Here is a 23,268-nt window from a genome sequence, read left to right on the forward strand (position 1 = left end):
ACTACAAAAACACTAGGAGGAATGCATAATGTTAAAACAATGGGAGCAAGCAAACGTAGAACTGTACTTTAATGATTTTGAGAATGAAAAGGAAGTAAAACAAAGTTTCTCTAGTCTAAAAGAAAACGTAACACCAGAACAAATCGGAAGTTTCCAAGATGCGGTTTCCAGCTTAATTAAGCTACCAGCTGCAGATGTTATCGTCGTCGAAAAACATCGTTATTTGAAAGCCTAACATAGCTTCATTACAACTAGCTTAACTTTTATAAACATAAACCAAGGAGGAATTAATAATGGACACAACTTTAACACTAGAAATGAAATTCGGTACTGCTGATGGAAAAATTAAAAATCTGACGATCAAAAATCCTAAATCAGGGTTAACATCAGAAAATGTTCAGCCGGCAATGGAAACCATCATCGGTCTAAATGCTTTTGAAATCAAAGGGATCAATCCTTATGCAGCTCTAGGTAGCGCACGTTATGTAGAACGCACCGTTACTGACGTATTTGCTGCTGAATAAAAATGATTCTATGAAGGCCGGGATTATTCCTGGTCTTTTTTTAAAACATTATTTTAAAGAGGAGAATGCTTATGTCATATCCAATCGAAAAAAGTCTCTTAAATATTTATCAAGCGGACCTTTATAAATCTCTATTCATTATTGCTCACGAATCAGGAAATCCTAATAACGTTGGTACAAATAGTTTGAATAATGAAATTGCTTATATGAAACGCAACTACTCCAATGCTTTCGTTTCACATTGGGTAGGAGCAGGAGGAAAAATTGTTCAAATTGCTAAAACTGGTAAAATTCAATGGGGTGCTGGACCTAAAGCGAATCCTTATGCCTATGCTCAAGTAGAATTAGCCCGGACAAATAACCGAACACAATTCCAAAAAGATTATGCTGCTTACGTATGGTTATTGCGTCAATTAGCTCAAGAAGCTAACCTTCCTTGCACATTAAATAGCGGAACTTCTTTAACATCACCTGGAATCAAAACCCATGCATGGATTTCTCGTTATTTAGGTGGCACAGATCATGTAGATCCCGATGATTATTTAGCTAGTTGGGGAGTAAGTATGACTCAGTTTAAAAAAGATATTGAAGCAGCAAAGGCCCCTACTTACTTATTACATCTAGTAGTCAGAGGAGACACTCTTTGGGCTCTTTCTAGAAAGCATCACATGACGGTCGCAGAATTAAAAGCATTGAATCATTTAAAATCAGATTTAATTCTAATTGGACAAGTTCTGAAAGTGAAAGCCTTGTAAATTAGAAAAGAGAGCGGGAGAAAAGGCTGGGGCAAAAGTCCTAGCTTTTTTTAATTGTTTTAATACGTATGTCGAGAATAGGTTAGGTTCAAAAAATTCGTATCTAGGAATTCACGGAATAGTTTTTGTTTTTCCACTGGAGAACCAAATTCTACTGCTTCAAAAAAACGTAAACAACACATATAAAAATGCGTTGTATCCTCTTTCTCTTCAAAGATATATTCCTCCGCAATGTATGATTCGTTCAAATAGTGAAAGACCACACCTTTTCCTTCCTCTGTAAAATCCATTGCTAAAAATTCATTGGTGTACATGAATATACCTCCTCTTTTTTGAGAGTCTACCTATAAAGTACGCAGAACCTCTCTATTATTTTTATTTATTTTGCTAGCTATATTTAATCAAACCTATGCTAGTCATACTCGTCTTTTAAGCCTGTTTACTTACTCATGAACCTAATCTATTATATGACGATTCAATTCCTCTACAAGCTGAAAAACAGTCGTTGAAGGATTGTCTTTGGCAGGAGAGTGGCTTCGGTTTTGATATAGAATTTTTGCATTTTTAAGAGCCATTGGTTGTCTTTCTTTCAATAAACGATATAAATGAGGAATATTTTTTTTATAACGAAAACCCATTTTTTTAGTGAGAATACTTGAATAACGATATCGACTAATCGGCCTGGTTATTAATTGATAATGTAAGACATACCACAATTCAAAAGCTTCATTACTATAAGCAACTCGAAACCCTTCTTGGTAATGAGTTTGACAATAGTTGATTGCTTGATTAAAACTGTCGGCTGAAAAAGAGTCTTTGTCAAATACTAACCAAACTTCATCAAACTGATCTTGACGTTGTTGTAAAATACCTTCCGCATATCGAACAAGTGATAACGTATTCCGTCCAGTTCCTACAATTTCAACTTTTGCTGATAAAACAGGAAAACTGCGAAAATAATTTGGTTCTGTCTTGGTTCCTTCACAGACAATTAAAAAGGTTTTCTTCGGCAGTCGAGTAGCTACTTTTCGTTGATAATCTTTTTTCTTCTGCTTATTCCTCGGCATTGTCTACCCACCAATCTGTAGGAGGCACAAAGGGAATCGCTCCATACTTTCCATTAAGATAGTTTTGATAAAACTGAAAACTATTTTTGCGTTCGTGCTCATCGAATTGAAATTCAACTAAAGAAGTTAATTCACTCCTGCCATTCTTTTTCTTTTCGACAAACCACACTTGGTCCCTCCGAAACAAATCACTTCTTAAGTTAGAAATATCATGGGTTGAAAATACTAATTGTGCCCCTTTTTGGTTAAATTCTCCACGAAATAAATCCAGTACATAACAAGTCATCATCGGATGGAAACTTTGATCCATTTCATCAATAAGTAACAAACTACCGGTTTCTAACGCTTCGATAATGGGACCAGCGACTGCTAGTAGCTTGACGGTTCCAGCCGACTCTACATCATGAAAGAGAAATCCTTCTTGAAATGGTTTCAAGCTCCCATCTAATTGTTTTTTTAATTTGATTACGAAAAAGCGTTCTGTTTTTATTCCTGTTTTAGAATCATAATTTTTACGTATGATTAAATCATGAATAGACGGATCTGCAACTTGAAGAATTTCTAGTAAGTTATGTTTATATTTTTTTAAATGAAGCTTGGCTATTAAATTGGTTAGGCTAACAGCATTCGTATCCATAATAATCTGTATACTTTTAAACCAAGCTTTCATAAAAGAAATAACCGGGAGTTCTGTTAGGTTCCTAAATAAGTCCGCTAGTAGTAAACGATTGGAGACTAGTTTATCGGAGTCAACAAAAGAAAGCCACGTACCTTCTACCATGCCTTCTTCTTTTGTGCGACGAAAGTAAGGAATGGATTTTGCGCCTTCTTCATAAAGATATTCTTCTATGATTTCGGAGCGATTCACATAAAAACCATACCGATAGAGGACTCCTTCTAAAATAAAACTGGTTTCTAGTAACGTATCTTCCAATTCCATCTTTGCATCCAAATGAAATGGTTTTATTTTATCTAACCACTCTTGTTCCATTCCCTTTTCTAACAATACTCCCTCTTGAATCAACGCTAAGGATTTCAACAGATTACTTTTGCCACTTGCATTTGCTCCATATATGGCACTAACTTTACAAATTGGAAAAATATTGGTTTGCGCTACGGTTCCTGGATGTTCTGGAATTGAACTAGCAACCATCGAAAAAACAGACTCTTCTTGAAAAGAATAAAAATTCTCTACCACAAGTTCTATCAGCATGATGCCACCCCTTTTAAAGAAAGTATAGCATAGCCCAAAGAAAAAGTGATTCAAGTCAACTAGCACTTGAATCACTCTATTTTTGTAAAGTACGCAATTAAAATGCGTTTCCTTTATTTATTTTACTTTTACCAAATTTGTTGTTTTCATTCTATTTGGCTTGTTTTTCCCAAAGAATGGTAAAGCCATTTGGTTCAATCATTGTTTTTTCAGATGTCGTAGTCGATAAATGACTCAACAAAGTCTTTTGATTATCTGCTTGTGCCAACTCAAAGGATTTCTCCCCTTGATTAAAGTAAGCCAACATCAAATCGTCACCCAGTTCTCGTTTGAGCCCTACTACATTTTCCTCATCCAATAAAAGATTCCATTTCAAATTACCATAACTCAGTAACGGCTGGTAATCTTTACGAAACTGAATTAAGTCCTTCGTGAACGTAAGCATGTCATGGTCCTGCTTTTCTTCTTCCCAAACCATACAACGACGACATTGTGGATCCGCTCCTCCTGCCATCCCCACTTCTGTTCCATAATAAATGCAAGGAGAGCCATGCATCAAGAACATGAAGGCCATTGTCGATTTCACTAAATCTTTATCACCATTTGTCATTGTCAAAATGCGCGCAGTATCATGAGAGTCCAACATATTGAACATCGTTTCTTGCGTTTGTTTCCGGTATAACGTTAGTTGCTCATTTAAAAGGTACGCTAATTCTGTAGGCGTTGATTTTTTCCCAACAAAAAAGTCGGTAATGTTCCCCACTAACGAATAATTCATCACTCCATGGAACTCATCCCCATTTAACCAACTACGTGAAGAAGTCCAAATTTCACCTAAAATATAAAAATCTGGTTTTACACTCAAGCAGCGTTGATTGAATTTCTTCCAGAAACTATGATCTACTTCATTGGCAACGTCCAAACGCCAACCATCAATATCGAATTCTTTAATCCAATACGTAGCGATATCTAGTAAATACTCTTGCACTTCTTCGTGATGAGTATTGATTTTAGGCATCATCGGAACATAAGCATACGTTTCATACGGTAAGTCTTCCGCATGTGCATTGTACTCCAATCCTTTTGCCTGAATATCTGTCGCTTTTGGAACAGGGAATTCACGGATATGGAACCAGTCACGGTATTTAGAATCTTCTTGATATTCGGCTACATCGTTCCACTGACTGGAATGTGCTCCGATATGATTAAATACCGCATCCAACATAATTCGCATACCACGACGATGAACCTCGTCAACAAACTGCTTGAATAATTCTTTATCCCCAAAAGCAGAATCGATTTGGTAGTAATCAGTCGTGTCGTATTTATGATTCGATGGAGCTTGGAAAATAGGCGTCATATAGATCCCATTGATTCCTAACTCTTCTAAATAATCTAGTTTCTGAATAATCCCTTCCAGATCTCCACCATAAAAGTCAGTCGTAGTTAATTCTGCTTTACTATCCCATTCCAACGTGTTTTCTGGATCATTTTCTGGATTCCCATTTTTAAAACGTTCTGGGAAAATTTGATACCAAATCGTTTTCTTGACCCAATCTGGCGCCTTAAAACGATCGGTTTCATGAAAATAAGGCAAGCGGAAGTAAGGACCTGAATTATTTAGATGCTCTTCCTCATACGGAAATACCCCTTTGTCATTGTACAAAACATCGCTGCCATCTTTTCCATAAATATGAAATCCGTATGACATGCGTTTTACATACTCGTCCGTATCCATTAACCAATAGTCATGTAAATCAGTTGAAGCCAAATGCTCCATCGGGCTTTCGTTTAAATGCCAATTTTTTAAATGTAAATTAAAAGGATCCCCTTGAATAAAGTTTACTTTGTCTACGTCCCCTTTTTTCGTACGTAGGCGAACATGAACGTGTCCCGGTGAATAGATATAACAATATTCACTCTCGGGACGATGATAAATTGCTGATTTTTCCATAAAATCTCCTCACTTATATATAAAAACTAATTGCGTCTCGTCTTGATACAATTGTCTATACTACACAGAGTTACAAAGGAATTCAAGTGTTTTGCTTATATTCTTATAGGAAAGCCATCTCTCCACTCCTCTTCTAAAAGTTACCTGATAAATTAACGCAATCGAGCAGTTGTTGCGCACTTTAGCAGTAGGAGGAAAAAGGAGGACGACTATGATCTATAAAGCGAGAGTAAAATCAAAATCAATTACTATTTTAGAGTGCCTTGCAGGAAGGATGCAATTTTCCCAAAGTGATTACTGGAAATATCATAATCAGAAAAAAGGATTCGAAGGAGAACAGTTATTAGATACGATGTTAGAAAACTTAGAATGTGACTGCTTGATCTTGAATGATTTGGAGCTACCTTACAACAGCTCCTCCTTTCAGATTGACTCGTTGATTATTACCGCATTCAAAATTTACTTATTGGAAGTAAAGAATTATGAAGGAGACTTCTTTATGGAAGGAAAAGATCTTTACCAAAAACCGAATTATTTAAGAAGTAATCCAGAACTTTATTTAGAACGAAAACAAGATTACCTAACTCGAGTGTTACAAGAAAAAGGATGCTCCTATCCCATTGAATCTAAAGTCCTTTATATTCATAACGAGTTCACTTTATTACAGGCTCCACTGGTTTCCAGTATTTTACTACCTACACAAATTCCAGCTTATTTAAGGAATTTAAGTACGATTTCTAGTAAAATATCGACCGCTCATAAAAAATTAGCAAACACTTTACTCGAAATGCATCTGGAAGACAATGGAAAACGAAACATCCCCGTATTTACCTATGATGATTTACAAAAAGGTATTTTGTGCCCTCAGTGTAGCTCGCCTGCCATCCATATCAAGCAGAAATATTGTAGCTGTGCTAATTGTGGGTATCAAAGTACCAATACGCAGGAACTGATTCGCTGTATCGATGAGTTTCGTTTACTGTTTCCAGATAAAAAAGTAACTACTCAGGCCATTTACCTGTGGTGTGCCAAAATGTTCAGCAAAAAGTCGATTCAAAGAGTGTTGACTCGCTATTACCAGGTAAAAGGTGCTACGAAAGGGGCTTATTATCAATAATTATGATTAGTCCATGTCGATTAGGACACTCATACATTATTTCGTTATTCTTTGTCTTAATCAGAATCAATTAGGACAAGAAGTCCTTCTCTACGAACTTCTCTGTCTTAATTGTCTTATCTAGCCTATAAATATAGAGTTTTATTTTGTATTAAGACATAGATTATTTATCCAGATACTCTTTGTCCTAATTCCCTCTCTAAATAACTATTTTCCTTGATTATTACTAGTTATTTAGACACAAAAAAATCTATTCGTTAGTCTTTGTCCGATTACTATTCAATTAGGACAAAGAACGTATGACGCTCCCTCATACCTGTCCTAATCACACCAAAAAGACGTCCAGGCACTATGCCGAGACGTCTTTTCCTATTCTATCCATAGTTTTCGTGAGATAAAGTTCCATAGCATCACAAATCCAGTGGCTAACACTTTTCCAATCAAATAATAAAGGCCAACAACTTCTACAAATAGCCACATAAACAGCTGATTAAATAGTAATCCAAAGACAGAAAGCAAAACGAATAGCAAAAACTCTTTGTGTCGCTCTTCCTTGGTAAATCGGCTTTGGAAAACGTAGCGCATACTGAAAAGATAGTTAAATACATTCGCAACTAAAAATCCAAACGCTGCAGAAACTAGATAGTGGACTCCGAACAACTCAGTGAGCGCGGTTAGTACTCCAAAATCAATTAGTGTAGCAACTACCCCTATTAAACCAAATTTGATAATCTGCTGGAGCAATTTATTCATTCTCAGAATCCTCTTGATCTTCATCCGTTTCTTTCAAAATATAAATCGGGCGCTTCTTCGTTTCTAAGAAGGTCTTTCCTAAATACTTGCCAATGATACCTAGAGAAAGTAGCTGTAAACCACCCATTCCTAGAATCATTACCATTAAGGAAGTCCAACCGCTTGTCGGATTCCCTAAAATCAGAGTACGAATCGTAAAGAACAACGCTAACAGAATCGCAATACCAAAGGATAGAATTCCCATGAAGCTAGCGATTGCTAAAGGAACTTCGCTAAACGCAACAATCCCATCTAACGAGTATTTAAACAGCTGCCAAAAGGACCAAGATGTATTCCCAGCCGGTCGCTCCACATTGCTGTATTCAATGTACTTTGTTTCGAAACCTACCCAAGTAAAGATACCTTTGGAGAAACGATTGTATTCGGTCATTTCTAATACGGCATCCACCATCCGTCGAGTCATTAAGCGATAGTCCCGAGCACCCTCCACTATTTGGTTATCAGATATTCGATTCATTATTTTGTAGAAACTCTTAGCAAAAAACGATCGTACTTTAGGTTCCCCATTGCGGTCAACCCGCTTCGTTCCGATGCAATCATACTCTTTTGTTTTTAGGGTTTTATACATAACGGGTAGCAACATCGGTGGGTCTTGTAAATCTGCATCCATCACCGCTACAAAATCACCCTTTGAATGCTCCAAACCCGCATAGATCGCGGCTTCTTTCCCAAAATTACGAGAAAAAGATAAGTAGCGTGTTCGTTCATCGTAATAAGAGAGTTCTCGTAGCATGGCGAGTGTTTGATCAGATGATCCATCATTTACAAAAATCAATTCAAAATCTACTATTTCCGTGCCGTCCATAATGGTCTTCATTTCTTTGTAAAAAAGAGGTAACATTTCTTCCTCATTAAAACAAGGAATGACAATCGATATCAAATCCTTTTGCAACGCACTCAACTCCAATGTATAGTCCTTATTCTATGAGATAATCTTAACATATAAACAAAGAAAAAAGCTGCCAATAAATTTGGCAGCTGGATGATATTGATTAATAAAAACCTAGTTCCTTACTATAGTTTTTTCCAGTTGTAAGATCGTATAAAATCATATCATAATCTTCTAAAATTTCTTGTGTTTCAGAATTCAATTCTTCTCTATCATTTTTTAATTCGGATCCTCTTTCTAAGTAAAACCCCTTTTCCATTGCTGGTAGGACTGCTTCCATATTGTGAAGCAGTGCAGAGAATGGTTTAACTGGCGTATTGGTCATTTCTAATAAATGATTGATAAAGTAAATAGGACTAATCGTTCCTAAATCCTCAACATTTTCTGTGAAATTAGAATAAAATAACAACGGGGTTTCATGCATCGTAACATGTCCATTTAAATTAAAAAGTTCATCTCCATAAAATGAAGGTAAATGATCGCCCCAAAAAACTACAATTGTTTTTTCATTAAACTCATCTAGTTCATCTAAAAATGTTTGAAGAGCGTCATCACTATACTGTAGTCCTTGTGCGTAATTCGCAACTTCCAAGTTATAAGGAGCGCCTTCTACTTCATACTCTACCTCTTCATATTTATGAACAAATGGCTTATGATTTTGCATGGTCACCAGATGAACAAAGTCTTTTCCATCTGATTCCTTCAAAACATCCATCACTTCCATATGAGCGGCTTCATCAGAAATATAAGTATTCTCATCAATACGCTCTGTATACTTCATATCATCTTGAAAGATATAGGAATCAAATCCTAAAGCTTGATAATTTTCTAGACGTTTATACATCGTTGTATTATAAGGATGAATGGCAGTGAGCTGATGATTCGTTTCAGCCATGTAATCCATAACAGATGGAAGTTTTGACATTTGGTTACTCAATTGAATAAAAGGCGTTGTAATATTAGAAGATAATGGTTCTAAAGAGATACCTGTTAAAGCTTCAAATTCAATGTTTGCTGTACCACCACCATATCCTTGAGAAAGAACTTCGCCCGATAGACTATTCTTCGTCAACTCTCTAAATTTTGGAATAGAATCTTTTGATATCGTTAATCCTTCTATCTTTTGTAAATCAGAAAAGGTCTCACTCATTACATAAATGATATTGACATCTTCTAAACTATTATTTCGTTCCTGATTGATTTTTTCAGCTTCTTGATTATATTTTTCATACACAGCTTGAATAGTAGCCTTACTATAATTTTCAGGTTTATCAACTGCAGGAGCTTTGAAGTTATACATTAGCCCTGAAACTACTCCATTTTCAGTATAATTTCTTTCTTGACTGTATGATATCCAACTTACTCTATTTGTAAAAGCAGCTTTTATTTTATTTCCTGGTTGATTAAATTGATAAACATAAAAAAGAGCAAAAGAAATAATGACAAATCCGGCCATTCTAACAATGAACCAATTTTTACTGATTTTCTCTTTCTTTCTTTTTTTAACAAAATAAACAATCGCTGCAGTAAGAAGCACCAGAATAGTAGCCATTGCTGTTAGGATTCCTGCATCAACCATAGTCAGTAGAAAACGAAAATCTTTCAAAAAATAAGCATCTGATGGATATAAAGGCTCTCCTCTATATAATAATTTTTGTTGAGATGCTATTCCTAAAATAAAAGAAAATAAGATAATCATAAATGAAGACAACCATCTTGACCCTGACAAAAAATAACTCCATAAGAAAACTAAAAAAACAATTCCAGCTTCCATAAAATTCAAACGTGTTTGATTACTAATAAATTCAATCGTTTTTTCAAAATCTAATTGAAAATGAAAATACTGCAATAAAAAGACACCTAGAAAAGAAGCTGCAAAACCAATTATTAACGTTAATGTACATTGCATCCATTTGTTTTTAATTATATTATTCACTGTATTTTAAAAATTCCTTTCATATATGAGACTTCTGTTAATTTACCTCAAAAATTATAATTTATCAACTTAAGCTTTAGGAATTTCATCCACCAAAAAAAGCCATCTCAACCGAGACGGCTTCTCTTTATTATTTATAAAATGAATTCGCTGTGGATCCTGGTGCTTGTTTACCTTTTTTTACTAATTTAATTTGCATAGCTTCCATACGTCTTCCTAGTCCTTCTGAACCGGATGGTTGACCATTTTTAGCCCAACCTGTCCAACCGTATGTTTGAATGTGCGTACGATAGTAAATATCATATTCTTGAGCCATTACATCTGTTAAGTTAAGCTTTATAGCTTCTACTCGCTTCGCTTCTCCATTTGTTCCACTGGTAGCACCATTGGATACTTTATCCATCCAACCATACTTTTGAACGTGGGTTTGATACTGAATAGAGCCTGCGTAAGGTGTAGAGGAAAGATAAACTTCTAAAGCCTCTAAACGTCTGCCTTTTCCAGTTGTTCCTGAAAGTGCTCCATCTTTTACAGTTGTAATCCAGCCGTCATATTGAAGATGAGTACGATAATTAACATGTGGTTCTGTAAAAACTTTAAATGCGGAATCAGATACCGTTACCGGATTATCACCTTTCCAAGCTATTTTAATTTCAATCGATTCTATTCCTCTAGCATATGCTTCTGTTCCAGCTGCATTTCCATTTTTAGCCCAGCCAGACCAACCTACTGTATCAGAATATACTCGGTAGAAAATATCATAATTTTTAGCCGCTTCGCCAGAAAGCTTCATTTTTATAGCTTCCATTCGTAAGCTTTTTCCAGTATTTCCTGCAGTATTTCCTTCTCCAACCCAACTAGTCCATCCAGTTTTTTGAATGTGTGAGCTAAATTGAATTCCTATATCATTATTCTGTGGAAAGTTAAGACGTAAATCTTCTACTCGTAACCCTTCTTCAGCATTCCCTAAAGTTAAAGAGGAACCACTTTTACTTAACCAACCTTTTTTCTGTACATGGTATTTACTAGTTAAAACAGGAACTTCATCATATTTATAAAGTCCGTAGTTATCAATTATAGCGATTAATTTATTAGCATATCCAGGATCAGTTGCATATCCTGAATCAAGCAATGCTTGTGCTGCTTTACGATAATCCTTTTCACCAATTACATGTTTATAATTATTTTTTCTCCATTCAGTACTCGTAAAGAATTTACCATGATCATTTACACTTTCTAACCAATTGTTATACATTCGAAATCCTGCAACAACGTTATACCAATATGCTTTAGCAATGATATTTCCTTTGGAGTCATATTTAGCAGGCATATACTCTTGTGTGATAATATTATGTACTTTTCCGTTCCAATCATTGGAACTTTTGATTCCAAATAAATTATTTGCACTTTTGGTTAAACCACTTAGTCCCCATGCGGATTCTAAAGCTCCTTGAGCGATGGTAATCGATGGTAAAACACCGGACTGAATACTATCTTCGATAGCAAGTGGAACAATTGATTCAAAAAATGAATCTACGTGAGGCATACCAGTTGAAAAACTTCGCATCATAAGGGAACGACCAGATTTAGATTGTAAATCATCTTCCATTATTTGCATAGCCAAATCATAGATCTCACTTTGGTTATATTCTTCAAGACCTTGAAATTCTTCTGGAATTATTTCTTCTACTTCTTCAGTTTGTTCGACTTTTTCAGGTATTTCTTCTGATAATTCTTCTGATCCTTCTATCTCTTCTTCAGTTTCTTTTGATTCTATAATTTCATCTTCATCTGTTTCTTCTATAATTGGTATTTCTATAAGTTCTTCTTCTACTTTATTATCTGTTTCTTCATCTACTTCTGGTGTAGGATTAGAAAAATCCTGATCTTCTTCCTGCACCGGTTGTTCCATATCTTCTTCAACTACTGGTATATCTAAATCTTCTTCCTCTGTAGAAGGAATAGTTGACTCTACTTCAGCTGATTCACTAAAATCTTGAATCGTATCTTTATCTAAGGACTCTTCTTTTTGAGAGTTTTTTGATGAAGGAAGTTCAGTTGCAAATGCAGGTGTAACAGAATGGGCAACTAAGTTAGTAGTCATAAGTAATAGGCTAATGGACGAGAGAATTTTTTTCCTTTTTTTCATTGAGTGAAGTGTCCTCCTTCATATTATAAAAATGATAGTCACAATGAAAATTATAATATACTTTAGAAATATTTATGAAAAAAACAAGTACTTGTAATAGAACCGTAATAAACAATGTTCACAATTCTGTAACATTGTTTTAATCTTTTAGAGTATCAAAATAAAAAACTTCTCTATTTAAGCCAAAAAGACTCAAATAAAGAAGATAATCGATTACTTATTTTTAAAGTATGTATTTACACCATTCGTAAGTGCTTTAGAAAGCAATCTCTGATAACTATCTGTTTTTAGTTTATTTAGCTCTGTTGGATTACTCATAAAGCCAAACTCTACTAAAATAGCAGGAATAGCTGTTTCTCTTAATACGGCAAAAGTTTCTCGCTGTACTTTTCGATTATAAGCTCCCGTAGCACTAATTAATGAATTTTGAACACTGTGTGCTAAGTTCCCACTTTCTTTTACACGAGTTGGATCATTATGCATCGCTCCATTTATTTCTGGTTGCCAATTTGGATCATATTCATAATAGAAAGTCTCAATTCCATTTACATTTGAATTAAAAGGCATTGAATTTTGATGGAGACTAATAAAAATATCGGCACCAGATTTGTTTGCCATTTCAGATCGACCTACTTTATGATCGATAAAAATATCAGATGTTCGAGACATAATTACTGTATATCCTGCTTTTTCTAAATCAGTTTTCACTATAAAGGAAAGCTGTAGGTTGATATCTTTTTCGTCATATCCACCATGAGACGTTCCTCCATCAGCACCACCATGACCAGGATCCAAGAAAATTACTTTCTTTTTCGGAGCAGGTTCTGCTTTTTTGAATGCTTTTGTAGCAATCACTGCAGGAGCCGGTAAACCTTTTTCAACCAATTTTATTTCCAAACCTTCTAGACGTTTACCCATTCCTTCGGTTCCAGAAGACATACCATTTTTAGCCCAGCCTAACCATCCGTATGTTTGAGCATAGCTACGGTAATAAATATCATAGTGTTGTGCCATTTCACCGGTAAGGTTCAACTGAATAGCTTCAACACGTTTCGCTTGTCCAGTAGTACCGCTAATTGCACCATTTGATACTTCATTCATCCATCCATTTTTTTCTACATGTGTTTTGTACGTAACTCCACCAGAGTATTGATTGGTTTTTAAAGAGACTTTTAAAGCCTCCATACGTAGTGAACGTTCCTGAGTACCACTCATTTTTCCATCTTTTGAATCAGCAGACCAACCTACCTTTTCAATATGTGTAGAATAGATGATGGATGCCGAATCTTTCATTTTAAAAGCTGCTCCTCCCCGATTAAAAGAAGAGTTTTTTGCAACGACCTTCACTTCTAACGCTTCTGCATGATATCCGTATCCTTCTGAACCAGCTGATTGACCATTTTTAGCCCAACCTAACCATCCGAATTTTTCTACATGAACACGATAATAGATATCATATTTTTTAGCATTTACACCGGTTAGTTCTATTTTCACTGCTTCTAGTCGTTTGTTCTGGCTAGGAAGACCACTTATTCCGGCACCATTTACCCAATCCATCCATCCATAACCTTGCATATGAGATGAATAACGAACATTTAAGCCGGAAACATTCTCAATACCAATTCGAATAGCTTCTAAGCTTTTCTTAACTCCTTCTGTTCCAGTAAACGCACCATTTGTAACAGGTTTTTGCCAACCCAATCCATTTACAAAAGAACTGTACGAAAGCTCCAAGTCTTTTGCAGGTGTACTTGGTTTAGCAGCGTCACCTTTTACGAAGCTATTTGTTGTACTACCAGGAGCATTACTTCCTTTTTCTACAATCATAATTTCAATTGCTTCTAAACGTTTCGCATGACCTTCTGTTCCAGAAGGTTCACCATTTTTGGTCCAACCTAACCAACCATAACTTTGTGCATGTACACGATAATAGACATCATAATTTTTTGCTTGGGTACCCGTTAATTGAACTTTGACAGCTTCCAGTCGTTTCGCTTCTCCAACGGTTCCACTCATCTGTCCGTCTGCTACAAAATTAGTCCAACCTTTTTTCTCAATATGAGTTGAATAAGCTATACCTAAATTTTTGATTCCTTTTATTTGGATCTTTATAGATTCTAATCGTTTAGCTTCCCCTTGTGTTCCTGAATATTCTCCATTTTCGGCGTCAAGCGACCATCCGTACTTTTCAATATGAGTGGAGTAAACAACATTAGGAGCATTGGGAATTGCTCTGGCACTTTCTAATATTGCCATACTGCTATTTATTGTTGTTTCTTCTTGAACTTCTGTATCTACTTTATCTTCTTCAATGACAGAAGTTTCTGTTTTCTCAGGATCTGCCTCTTCTTTTTCAACATCAATTTCTTGATCTTCATTTGGTTCTTCAATCTCATCTTCGACTTCTTCAATAATTTCTTCTGTTTCTTCTTCAGTATTATTTATAGAGATATATTCTTCTTCTGTAATAATAGCTCGTTCATTTTCTACAATTTTTATAAATTGGTAACGTTCTTCTCGTTTAAGAATAATTCCTTGATCATCTAGGATAACTGCTTGTTCTTTTGAAGTATCATTTTCATTTTGTTCTATAGATACAAATTCTTCCACTGTGAATTCAGGAGTATTTGTTTTAGTTTCAAAAGTTACTGCTTCTTCAATGGCTAAATGTATCGTTTGATCTCCATCTATTTTATATTCAACGACTTCTTTATCTTGAATTTTTAACTCGATTTCTTTTGTTGAAAGAGTACCTTCAGCATTTTTGCTAGTTACAGTCGCAACGATGACTTCTTTTAATTCATCTTTCCAATTTAAAAGTTGAAGTTCTAGATTTTCTGCTAAAGAAATAGTTTGTACGGTTCCATCATATTGAATGGATTCATAAGATAAATCCTCCGTATTTTCAATGAGTTGTTCACTCAAAACTGTATCTACTTCAGAAGCAAGAGCAACAGGAATTGGCAACGCAACGTTTACACCGAGCATAACAGCACTTAAAAGAGCTGCCATTTTTTTCATTTTCATATTAAGCATGTACCTCCACTAATTATTCATATAATCACTACAATAGTTTAACATAGAAATATATTCTTTAGACTAATTAAATACGATGTTTGATTTCTGTCACAATTGAGTGTCGTTTATCTTTTTGAAAAAATGAATGATACAGAATCCATTATTTTCACTCGTAAAAAAAGAGGCTTAGAATGTTTATTCTAAGCCTTTTTCTTACTCTATTATTTTTTGATTACCCTCAACATCTCTTTCATTTGACCTGTTACGATTAAACCAATTACAAAAATCAAGACAAAAATAAGTCCCTTCAACATTAAACTATAAAAAATATTAAAAGGTAGCTCTGGTAATAACAAAAAAACTATTAGTTGAAGAGATCCAGTAATAAACGGTTTTGTTAGCTCTTTGAATAATTCTTTAAAGGTAGATCCAAATATTTTATACATTAATAAGTAGTTATTAACTAGAAAATTAGTAGTGAATGAAAGAACCACCATAATAGCAACCGTTTCTATACTTCCTAAATATACTCCGTATGCAATTGCAGCAACATTCAAAATCATTGATTGTATTCCTGAAAATAGTAATAAATCAGTACGATTTGTTGACTGGTAGAAAGCTCCTGTAGAACTGGCTATCATTTGTAGCCAAATCGATACGGCTAAAAATTGAAACGCAGGAACACTTGCTTCCCATTGACCACCAAAAATAAAGAGAATAATTTCTCGTCCAGCAAAATAACAAAATACAGAAAGTGGAACACCTATATTCGCTAAAATTCGCGTAATTTTTAAATAAGTATCTTTTATAACATCAATTTGTTGTTCGTACTCTGACATAATTGGTTGAATTACAGGTGTAATAATCCCAGCAAGAATCTGATTTGGATATAAGGATAATTGATACGATTTATTATAGTAACCAAGGGCTCCCTCTGTAAAAACTCGCCCAATTAAAATACTATCAAAATTACGAGAAAAGTAGTTAATAAAATTAAACGAAAATTGATTCCTTGAAAAGGCCCAGATTTTTTTAATCGGCTCCATTGAAAATTTAACTTTTGGAGATATTCTGGTTTTACTATAATAAAAAGTGAAGTTCATCATTGCTTGAACTAAACTCCCTAAAATAATCGCATAATATTTTAGCCCCATCAACGCAAGAATAATAGAGACAATCCCTTTAATAATTCCTGTAAAAATTAAAATCGTATTAACTGTTTTAAAATCTTTCCTTTTTTGGATAACAGCTTTTGGTACGACTAACATCGCAAAGAAGAAAACGGAAATCCCAAGAATAAAGAAGATCGGTACATACACTGGATTATCATAAAAAATACTAACAGGATAACCTAAAAACATAAAAATAACTGAGAGTGCTGTAGCAAACATAATTGAAAATTTAAAAATAATTTGGACATCGGTATCACTTAATTTTTTATTTTGAATAATTGCTGGTCCAAATCCCATATCAGCAAGTAAATTAAAAAATTCGATAAAAATTTGAACAATCGATACTACTCCATAATCAGCAGGAGTCAAAATACGAGAAAGCACTGCGTTTACAGCCAGTTGAATAATGACATTGGAATATTTACCCATCGCACTAAAAAACATTCCCGTACGAAATTCATTGGAAGACAATTGGATTACACCTCATTTATATACATAAGTAAAAAGCTTAATAGAAGTATTCTACCATTTTTATTTGGTTTCTTTCATTAAATTATTATTAAAGAAAAAACCTTTCAAACTTTACGAGTGAAAGGTGTACTTTGTAGTCTTTCCTTTTTTCTCCAAGAAAAACTTATAAGGATAAGAATTAGTTTTTGTAGTTATTTCTTTCGCCGACATCCGACTAACTTTTAAACCCGTACGGACACTCTCACGAGCAAACTTATATTTCACGCCTTCTAGATTTTGGAAACTCATTTGAGAAGATTGATCCTCTTTATGATAGATCTCCTTCAAATCTGTATAGATCATTTTAAGGTTTAACTTTTTACAAACCAAACCTAATATCTCTTCTTCATAATATAAGAAAGTTTCTGGATATAATCCATTCATTTTACTCAAATAATGTTCTGTTAGAAAAATAACAGATCCATGAAGAACATACGGTTTACTAGACTCCTGACCTCTTGATACATTTGAAGTAGGCCTCGGTTTCTTAACTACTTTTTTTACCATTCTACCCATATCTAGTATTCCTGAAAGATGATACTTTCGTAATAAAGGAATACTATACTCACGGAAAACAGCTTTAACACTAGGATTAAAATAGTTTGGATTTTGATTTTGTCCATCTGCTCCAATAATTTTTGTACCAATAACACCTATTGAATCTTCAATATCATAATGGACCAAAAAATCAATGTAGTCTGGATCTGTAAAAATAACATCATTATTGATCACTAATACATTTTTTAATTTTAAAATATTTTTACAGTATAAAATCCCTGTATTATTTCCTTTAGCAAAACCTAGATTTTCTTCATTTCGTAGTAAATGAACTTGGTCCACATCTTTGTATCGTTTGGAAAGCTCCACAAAAGATTCATTGTTGGAGGCATTGTCCACTACAACAATTTGAAAGTTTTGATTGGTCTGTTGTTCCAAACTCTCGATACATTCGAATGTGTCAGTCCAGTTCAAATAATTAAGTATGACAATCCCGATTTCCAATTAATCTCTTCCTTTTTAAATTGATTTTAAAAATATTTGTAGTGCCTCTTCCCAGGTTGGTATGTTAAATTGGGTAGCTTTGGCTTTACTTAGATTCATCACCGAATGTCTCGGACGGTATGCTTTTTGTGGATACTCCTCAGAGGGAATAGATTGTACCTCTACAGATTTATCAGACAAAATAGCGGACGCAAATTCATACCACGAACAGCTACCTTCATTAGACAAATGATAAATCCCATAAGCGGGTTTCGTTTGCATCAAATGAAGCAAGAAGTCCGCTAGTGTTTTGGTCCAGGTGGGACGACCAAATTGATCTCCCACAACCGTTAACTGGTCTCTGGTTTCAGCTAACTTCAACATCGTATACACAAAGTTTTTTCCATACTCACCAAAGACCCAAGACGTTCGCACAATATAATAGGAAGAACAAAGCTCTTGAACGATTTGTTCTCCAGCTAATTTCGCTCGCCCGTATTCATTTTGCGGGTTCACAGGCGCATCCACTGGATATTCCTCCAAAGAAGTTCCATCAAATACATAATCGGTACTAATATAAACAAGCGTGGCCCCTACTCGTTCAGAAGCTTCCGCAATCGTTCGAGTCCCTTCTACATTGACCTGCCAGTTGAGGTCCTTGCCCTCTTCTTCTGCCGCGTCTACTGCTGTGTAGGCGGCACAATGAAAGACAAAGGAAGGCGATTCTGTATCAAAATAGGACTGCACCGCTTGTGAGTTGGTAATATCGAGCTGGTCCGAATCCATTCCGGTAAACGGAATGTTTTTTCCGGTTAATAAATGGGAAAGCTCCTGACCCAGTTGGCCGCTTGCTCCGGTTATTAAAATAGACATACATCCGTTCCTTTCTTTGGCACTCTTATAGTTGAGCGCGCTCTTTCAGTGGACGCCACCAGTCTTCATTTTCTAGGTACCAGTCAATCGTTTCTATAATCCCGGTATCAAATGTATACTCTGGTTTCCAACCTAATTCTGTTTCCAGTTTCGTTGGATCAATCGCATAGCGATGATCATGTCCCAGACGATCTTCTACATACTCAATCAAATCACGCGAAACGCCCATGTAGTCCACAATCAGGTCTACAATTTCATTATTCGTGCGTTCATTATGACCGCCGACATTATACACGTCGCCCTTTTTGCCTTTTCGAAGAACCAAATCAATCGCTTGGCAATGATCTTTCACATGCAACCAATCACGGACATTCATGCCATCTCCATAAATCGGTAGTTTCTTCCCATCCATCGCGTTGGTAATCGTCAGTGGAATTAACTTTTCTGGGAAGTGGTACGGTCCATAGTTATTCGAACAACGCGTAATGTTTACGTTCATTCCAAACGTTTCGTAATACGAATGAACCAACAAATCCGCACTCGTCTTACTTGCGGAGTAGGGACTATTTGGAGAAAGATTCGTTTCTTCCGTGAAATACCCTTCTGCTCCAAGGGATCCGTACACTTCATCGGTAGATACTTGCAAGAATTTTTCTAGCTCCAAGTCTTTGGCAATGTTCAATAGGTTCAACGTTCCCAGTACGTTGGTTTCCACAAACACTTGTGGATTTAAAATACTGCGGTCCACGTGAGACTCAGCCGCAAAGTTAATGATGTGCGTAATCTCATGGGTTTGAACGAGATACCGGACTAATTCCGCATTCTGAATATCTCCTTGCACAAAGGTATGATTCGGATTTTCCATAATATCGGCTAGATTCGGTAAGTTACCTGCATAAGTTAACAAATCTAAGTTTACAATGTGATCTTCTGGATGTTTTTCCAGCATATAGTGGACAAAATTACTTCCGATAAATCCTGCGCCACCAGTTACTAGTATATTCATGAATTATTTCTCCTCCCAAACGAATGGATTATCAAACGCTTCTAAGGTTGGATGATTTTGGTCTTTCTCAGATAAAATGAGTTGATCGATCGGCATCGGCCAAACAATTCCAATAGCTGGATCGTCAAAGGCAATTCCACCATCATGCTCCTTGGAAAAATATTCGTCTACTTTATATTCCACGTTGCAGTTGGGAGTTAAGGTTACAAATCCATGGGCGAACCCCTTTGGAATCAAGAGTTGACGGTGATTATACTCACTCAAGATATACCCTTCCCACTTGCCATACGTAGGAGAACCTACTCGAATATCGACTAACACATCATAAATCACACCCGTGGTTACGCGGATCATTTTCGTTTGAGATTTACCAGGAGTTTGAAAATGTAATCCTCGTAATACACCCGGTTCCACAGATAAAGAATGATTATCTTGAATGAAGTCCACTTCGATTCCAGCTTCAAAAAACTTTTCTTTTGTATAATTTTCCGTGAAGAAACCACGGTGATCTCCAAACACATCGGTTTCAATCATTTTTACATCTTGTAACGTTGTCGTTAATACGTTCATACCACTGGTCCTTTCATCGTTCCATTTCAGCTAAATTCAATAAATATTGCCCATAGGCATTTTTCTTCAACGGTTGTGCTAACGCAACCAACTGTTCTCGGAAATGTATCCCATTCGATAGGAAATTTCTTCTAAACAGGCTACTTTAAAATTCTGGCGTTTCTCGATGGTTTCGATAAACGTTCCGGCTTCCAATAACGATTCATGCGTTCCCGTATCCAACCACGCATAACCACGACCCATGATTTCCACATCAAGGAGTCCTTTTTCTAAATAGGCTTTATTGATATCAGTAATCTCCAACTCTCCGCGTTCGGAAGGTTGAATGGATTTTGCAATTTCTACTACATCGTTGTCGTAGAAATACAAACCCGTTACAGCATAATGACTTTTCGGAGTTTCTGGTTTTTCTTCAATCGAGATGGCTTTCATATCTCGATCAAATTCAACAACCCCAAATCGTTCCGGATCATGCACATGGTACCCAAATATGGTAGCCCCTTGCTCTTTAGATGCAGCCCGCTGCATCATGTTGGATAAGCCACTGCCATAAAAGATATTATCACCTAAAATCAAACAAACCGAATCATCTCCAATGAACTCTTCCCCTATCAAGAAAGCTTGCGCCAATCCTGCTGGTTGTTCTTGAACCGCATAGGAAAGAGTAATTCCTAAATCAGTCCCATCCCCAAGAAGTTGTTCAAAACGAGGCGTATCTTCCGGCGTAGAAATCACTAAAACTTCATTGATTCCCGCTAACATCAAGATCGATAAGGGATAATAAATCATTGGTTTGTCATAAATCGGCATCAGTTGTTTGGAAACAGCTTTCGTTAAGGGATACAAGCGAGTTCCGCTTCCTCCAGCTAATATGATTCCTTTCATGTAGCTTCCTCCATTCTTTTTTGAAGAAATGATTAACTAATTTTATTTTTTTGGCTTTTTTCCGTTGATAATTCCCATATGTATTACTAATAAATAAATTTCCAAACATTAATTTGGCATGATTGATAAAGTATTTTTTTCCTTGGAAATCCTTTATTAAGTTTTCTCTTCTTAATTTTGCAAATTCAACTTGGAAAGTTTTTAGAGCTTTTCGACGATCTAACTTATTTTCAATTTGAGGAACTTTTTGAAGCTGGAAGGTATAGTGAAAGAATTTGATGTTTGTAAATAATTCTTCATTTTCTACTCCATTTTCAGCATAAAATTGTTCGGCATCCTCAATGCTTTTAATCGTCTCTAAAATTACTAATGAATATGTATGACTAATACTGCCACTTCTCACACGATAATGATAAACCACTTCGTCCAATACAGCAATTTTGTCTGCAAAAAGTAAAACCTTTAAATAAAAATTCAAGTCTTGTGCTTGCTTTAAAAAAGGCGCAAACTCTAAATTATTTTCTCTCAGTACACTTGCACGAACCATTTTATTGCCTGGCATTGGTGGAATTAAGGAAAAGATTTGTTGTGTTTCTTTTCTATTGTATAAACCAGCTTCAATTGGAAGAGAAATCTTTTTAAGGAATACTCCTGCATCATCAACCGTATCATAAGAACCCATTACAATATCAGCGCCCGTGTCTTCAGCTGTCGTTAACATACTGAGAAGAGCATCTTCTGCCAAATAGTCATCACTATCAATAAATTGAATATAATCACCTGAAGCAATAGACAACCCATAATTACGAGCTGTGGGAGCACCACTATTTTCTTGAAAAAGATTTTTGATTCGTGAATCTCTTTCTCCATAATATCTCATTAGAGAAGCAGAGTCATCTTTTGATCCGTCATCCACTAGAATCAATTCTAGATTTTGATGACTTTGCTGGAGAATGGATTCTATATTTTTGGATAAATATTCCTGAGCATTATACACAGGGATAATAATAGATATTTTTTTTGTTTTATATTTCAATGATGATTCTCTCCAAACTTTTAAATAACATTATAGTCTGCGTCTAATTGCGTTAAAGGTATAAAAGGTAAAATAATAAAGTGCTTTTGGCAAGGGTAGTTTTTCCAATCGATAGTATGTGTTCCACGTACGCTTTAAAGCTCCCACACGATCACTAGAAATGGATCCTTTTACTTGTCGATATTGTCCTAGCACTTCATTCAAGCCATAAGCGAAATCAAGTTTTCGTAAAATTTGTAACCATGTAGCAGTATCTTGTCCTTTACGAACTAATGGCATACGGAAATCTCCAACTATTTTTCGATCAATGATGACGGTTGAACAAGCAATTGCTGTATTTTTTAACAGTCCTGTGTAGTTGAGTTTATCTGGAAGTTCGGCTGATGTATGTACCACTTCACCTTCTTCAGAAATCATCTCAAATTTAGTATACGTAAAAGCATACTGATGATCTTGCATAAATTGAAGCTGTTTTTCTAACTTTTCAGGTTTCCAAATATCATCACTATCAATAAAAGCAATGTACTGACCTTTGGCATGTTCTAACCCTGTATTACGAGCAACTGCAGCACCACTATTTTCTTTTAAACGAATGTATTTAATACGCGAATCTTTTTTCATCCATTCTCGTAAAATCTCTTCACTTTTATCTGTTGAACAATCATCTACTAAAATATGTTCGATATTTTTATAAGTTTGATTGAGAACGGACTCAACCGTTCGTTCAATAAAAGCTGCTGCATTATATACCGGTGTAATCACGGAAATAAGATTGTTTTGCATGAAGTTCCCTTTCTAGC

Annotated in this window: 20 protein-coding genes and 1 pseudogene; 4 read left to right on the forward strand and 17 right to left on the reverse strand. The window is 35.4% G+C overall.

All coding sequences use genetic code 11. From position 1 onward, the window contains the following. Nucleotides 1-28: 28 nt before the first annotated feature. The 3 genes from LZ578_RS09615 to LZ578_RS09625 all read left to right on the forward strand — a co-directional run bounded on the left by LZ578_RS09615 (nt 29) and on the right by LZ578_RS09625 (nt 1,279). On the forward strand, nt 29-235 hold the full coding sequence (locus LZ578_RS09615; protein WP_235144970.1) for a hypothetical protein: 207 nt from the start codon (nt 29-31) through the stop codon (nt 233-235). Between the two features lie 58 nt (nt 236-293). Then, nucleotides 294-524, forward strand: a complete 231-nt coding sequence (locus LZ578_RS09620) for a DUF2922 domain-containing protein (protein ID WP_235144971.1) — start codon at nt 294-296, stop codon at nt 522-524. Nucleotides 525-595: 71 nt separating this feature from the next. Beyond that, on the forward strand, nt 596-1,279 hold the full coding sequence (locus LZ578_RS09625) for a LysM peptidoglycan-binding domain-containing protein (protein WP_311198575.1): 684 nt from the start codon (nt 596-598) through the stop codon (nt 1,277-1,279). Nucleotides 1,280-1,338: 59 nt separating this feature from the next. Here the strand turns inward: LZ578_RS09625 and LZ578_RS09635 are convergent, their stop codons facing one another. The 4 genes from LZ578_RS09635 to LZ578_RS09650 all read right to left on the reverse strand — a co-directional run bounded on the left by LZ578_RS09635 (nt 1,339) and on the right by LZ578_RS09650 (nt 5,513). Then, nucleotides 1,339-1,593, reverse strand: a complete 255-nt coding sequence (locus LZ578_RS09635; protein ID WP_235144972.1) for a hypothetical protein — start codon at nt 1,591-1,593, stop codon at nt 1,339-1,341. A 141-nt stretch (nt 1,594-1,734) separates the two neighbouring features. Then, on the reverse strand, nt 1,735-2,346 hold the full coding sequence (locus LZ578_RS09640) for an RloB family protein (protein WP_235144973.1): 612 nt from the start codon (nt 2,344-2,346) through the stop codon (nt 1,735-1,737). Next, nucleotides 2,333-3,559, reverse strand: a complete 1,227-nt coding sequence (locus LZ578_RS09645) for an ATP/GTP-binding protein (protein ID WP_235144974.1) — start codon at nt 3,557-3,559, stop codon at nt 2,333-2,335. The genes LZ578_RS09640 and LZ578_RS09645 overlap by 14 nt, the downstream gene beginning before the upstream one ends. 151 nt (nt 3,560-3,710) lie before the next feature. Beyond that, a complete protein-coding gene (locus LZ578_RS09650) occupies nt 3,711-5,513 on the reverse strand; it encodes a glycoside hydrolase family 13 protein (RefSeq protein ID WP_235144975.1) in 1,803 nt (600 codons plus the stop codon). A 211-nt stretch (nt 5,514-5,724) separates the two neighbouring features. Between LZ578_RS09650 and LZ578_RS09655 the strand changes: the two genes are divergently transcribed. Then, the gene (locus LZ578_RS09655) at nt 5,725-6,630 is read left to right on the forward strand and encodes a nuclease-related domain-containing protein (protein ID WP_235144976.1); all 906 of its coding nucleotides are present in this window, start codon (nt 5,725-5,727) and stop codon (nt 6,628-6,630) included. A 369-nt stretch (nt 6,631-6,999) separates the two neighbouring features. On the opposite strand, the gene LZ578_RS09660 is transcribed toward LZ578_RS09655, so the two are convergent. From LZ578_RS09660 to LZ578_RS09720, 13 genes and pseudogenes are all read right to left on the reverse strand, one after another. After that, the gene (locus LZ578_RS09660; RefSeq protein ID WP_235144977.1) at nt 7,000-7,383 is read right to left on the reverse strand and encodes a GtrA family protein; all 384 of its coding nucleotides are present in this window, start codon (nt 7,381-7,383) and stop codon (nt 7,000-7,002) included. Beyond that, a complete protein-coding gene (locus LZ578_RS09665) occupies nt 7,376-8,323 on the reverse strand; it encodes a glycosyltransferase family 2 protein (RefSeq protein ID WP_235146445.1) in 948 nt (315 codons plus the stop codon). Before LZ578_RS09665 ends, LZ578_RS09660 begins: the two co-directional genes overlap by 8 nt. A 112-nt stretch (nt 8,324-8,435) precedes the next feature. Beyond that, on the reverse strand, nt 8,436-10,268 hold the full coding sequence (locus LZ578_RS09670; RefSeq protein WP_235144978.1) for an alkaline phosphatase family protein: 1,833 nt from the start codon (nt 10,266-10,268) through the stop codon (nt 8,436-8,438). A gap of 130 nt (nt 10,269-10,398) precedes the next feature. Then, the gene (locus LZ578_RS09675) at nt 10,399-12,417 is read right to left on the reverse strand and encodes a glucosaminidase domain-containing protein (protein ID WP_235144979.1); all 2,019 of its coding nucleotides are present in this window, start codon (nt 12,415-12,417) and stop codon (nt 10,399-10,401) included. Between the two features lie 213 nt (nt 12,418-12,630). Continuing rightward, nucleotides 12,631-15,444 (reverse strand): N-acetylmuramoyl-L-alanine amidase, encoded by a 2,814-nt coding sequence (locus tag LZ578_RS09680; protein ID WP_235144980.1) that lies wholly within the window; start codon nt 15,442-15,444, stop codon nt 12,631-12,633. Nucleotides 15,445-15,656: 212 nt separating this feature from the next. After that, the gene (locus LZ578_RS09685) at nt 15,657-17,078 is read right to left on the reverse strand and encodes a lipopolysaccharide biosynthesis protein (RefSeq protein WP_235144981.1); all 1,422 of its coding nucleotides are present in this window, start codon (nt 17,076-17,078) and stop codon (nt 15,657-15,659) included. Between the two features lie 111 nt (nt 17,079-17,189). Continuing rightward, entirely contained in the window at nt 17,190-18,119 is a 930-nt protein-coding gene (locus tag LZ578_RS09690) for a glycosyltransferase (RefSeq protein ID WP_235144982.1), read from the reverse strand. A 15-nt stretch (nt 18,120-18,134) separates the two neighbouring features. Further along, entirely contained in the window at nt 18,135-18,971 is an 837-nt protein-coding gene (rfbD, locus tag LZ578_RS09695; RefSeq protein WP_235144983.1) for a dTDP-4-dehydrorhamnose reductase, read from the reverse strand. A 25-nt stretch (nt 18,972-18,996) separates the two neighbouring features. Next, nucleotides 18,997-19,977: a dTDP-glucose 4,6-dehydratase gene (rfbB, locus tag LZ578_RS09700; RefSeq protein WP_235144984.1), complete on the reverse strand. Its 981-nt coding sequence runs from the start codon at nt 19,975-19,977 to the stop codon at nt 18,997-18,999. A gap of 3 nt (nt 19,978-19,980) precedes the next feature. After that, a complete protein-coding gene (rfbC, locus tag LZ578_RS09705) occupies nt 19,981-20,547 on the reverse strand; it encodes a dTDP-4-dehydrorhamnose 3,5-epimerase (protein WP_235144985.1) in 567 nt (188 codons plus the stop codon). Nucleotides 20,548-20,560: 13 nt separating this feature from the next. Beyond that, nucleotides 20,561-21,432: pseudogene (rfbA, locus tag LZ578_RS09710) on the reverse strand (glucose-1-phosphate thymidylyltransferase RfbA). Further along, nucleotides 21,344-22,468 carry a glycosyltransferase family 2 protein gene (locus LZ578_RS09715; protein ID WP_235144986.1) on the reverse strand — a complete coding sequence of 375 codons (1,125 nt, stop codon included), beginning with the start codon at nt 22,466-22,468 and terminating at the stop codon, nt 21,344-21,346. The pseudogene rfbA and the gene LZ578_RS09715 overlap by 89 nt, the downstream one beginning before the upstream one ends. Nucleotides 22,469-22,498: 30 nt before the next feature. Continuing rightward, on the reverse strand, nt 22,499-23,251 hold the full coding sequence (locus LZ578_RS09720) for a glycosyltransferase family 2 protein (RefSeq protein WP_235144987.1): 753 nt from the start codon (nt 23,249-23,251) through the stop codon (nt 22,499-22,501). Between the last annotated feature and the right edge of the window lie 17 nt (nt 23,252-23,268).

Source organism: Jeotgalibaca sp. MA1X17-3 (assembly GCF_021513155.1).
GTDB lineage: Bacteria > Bacillota > Bacilli > Lactobacillales > Aerococcaceae > Jeotgalibaca.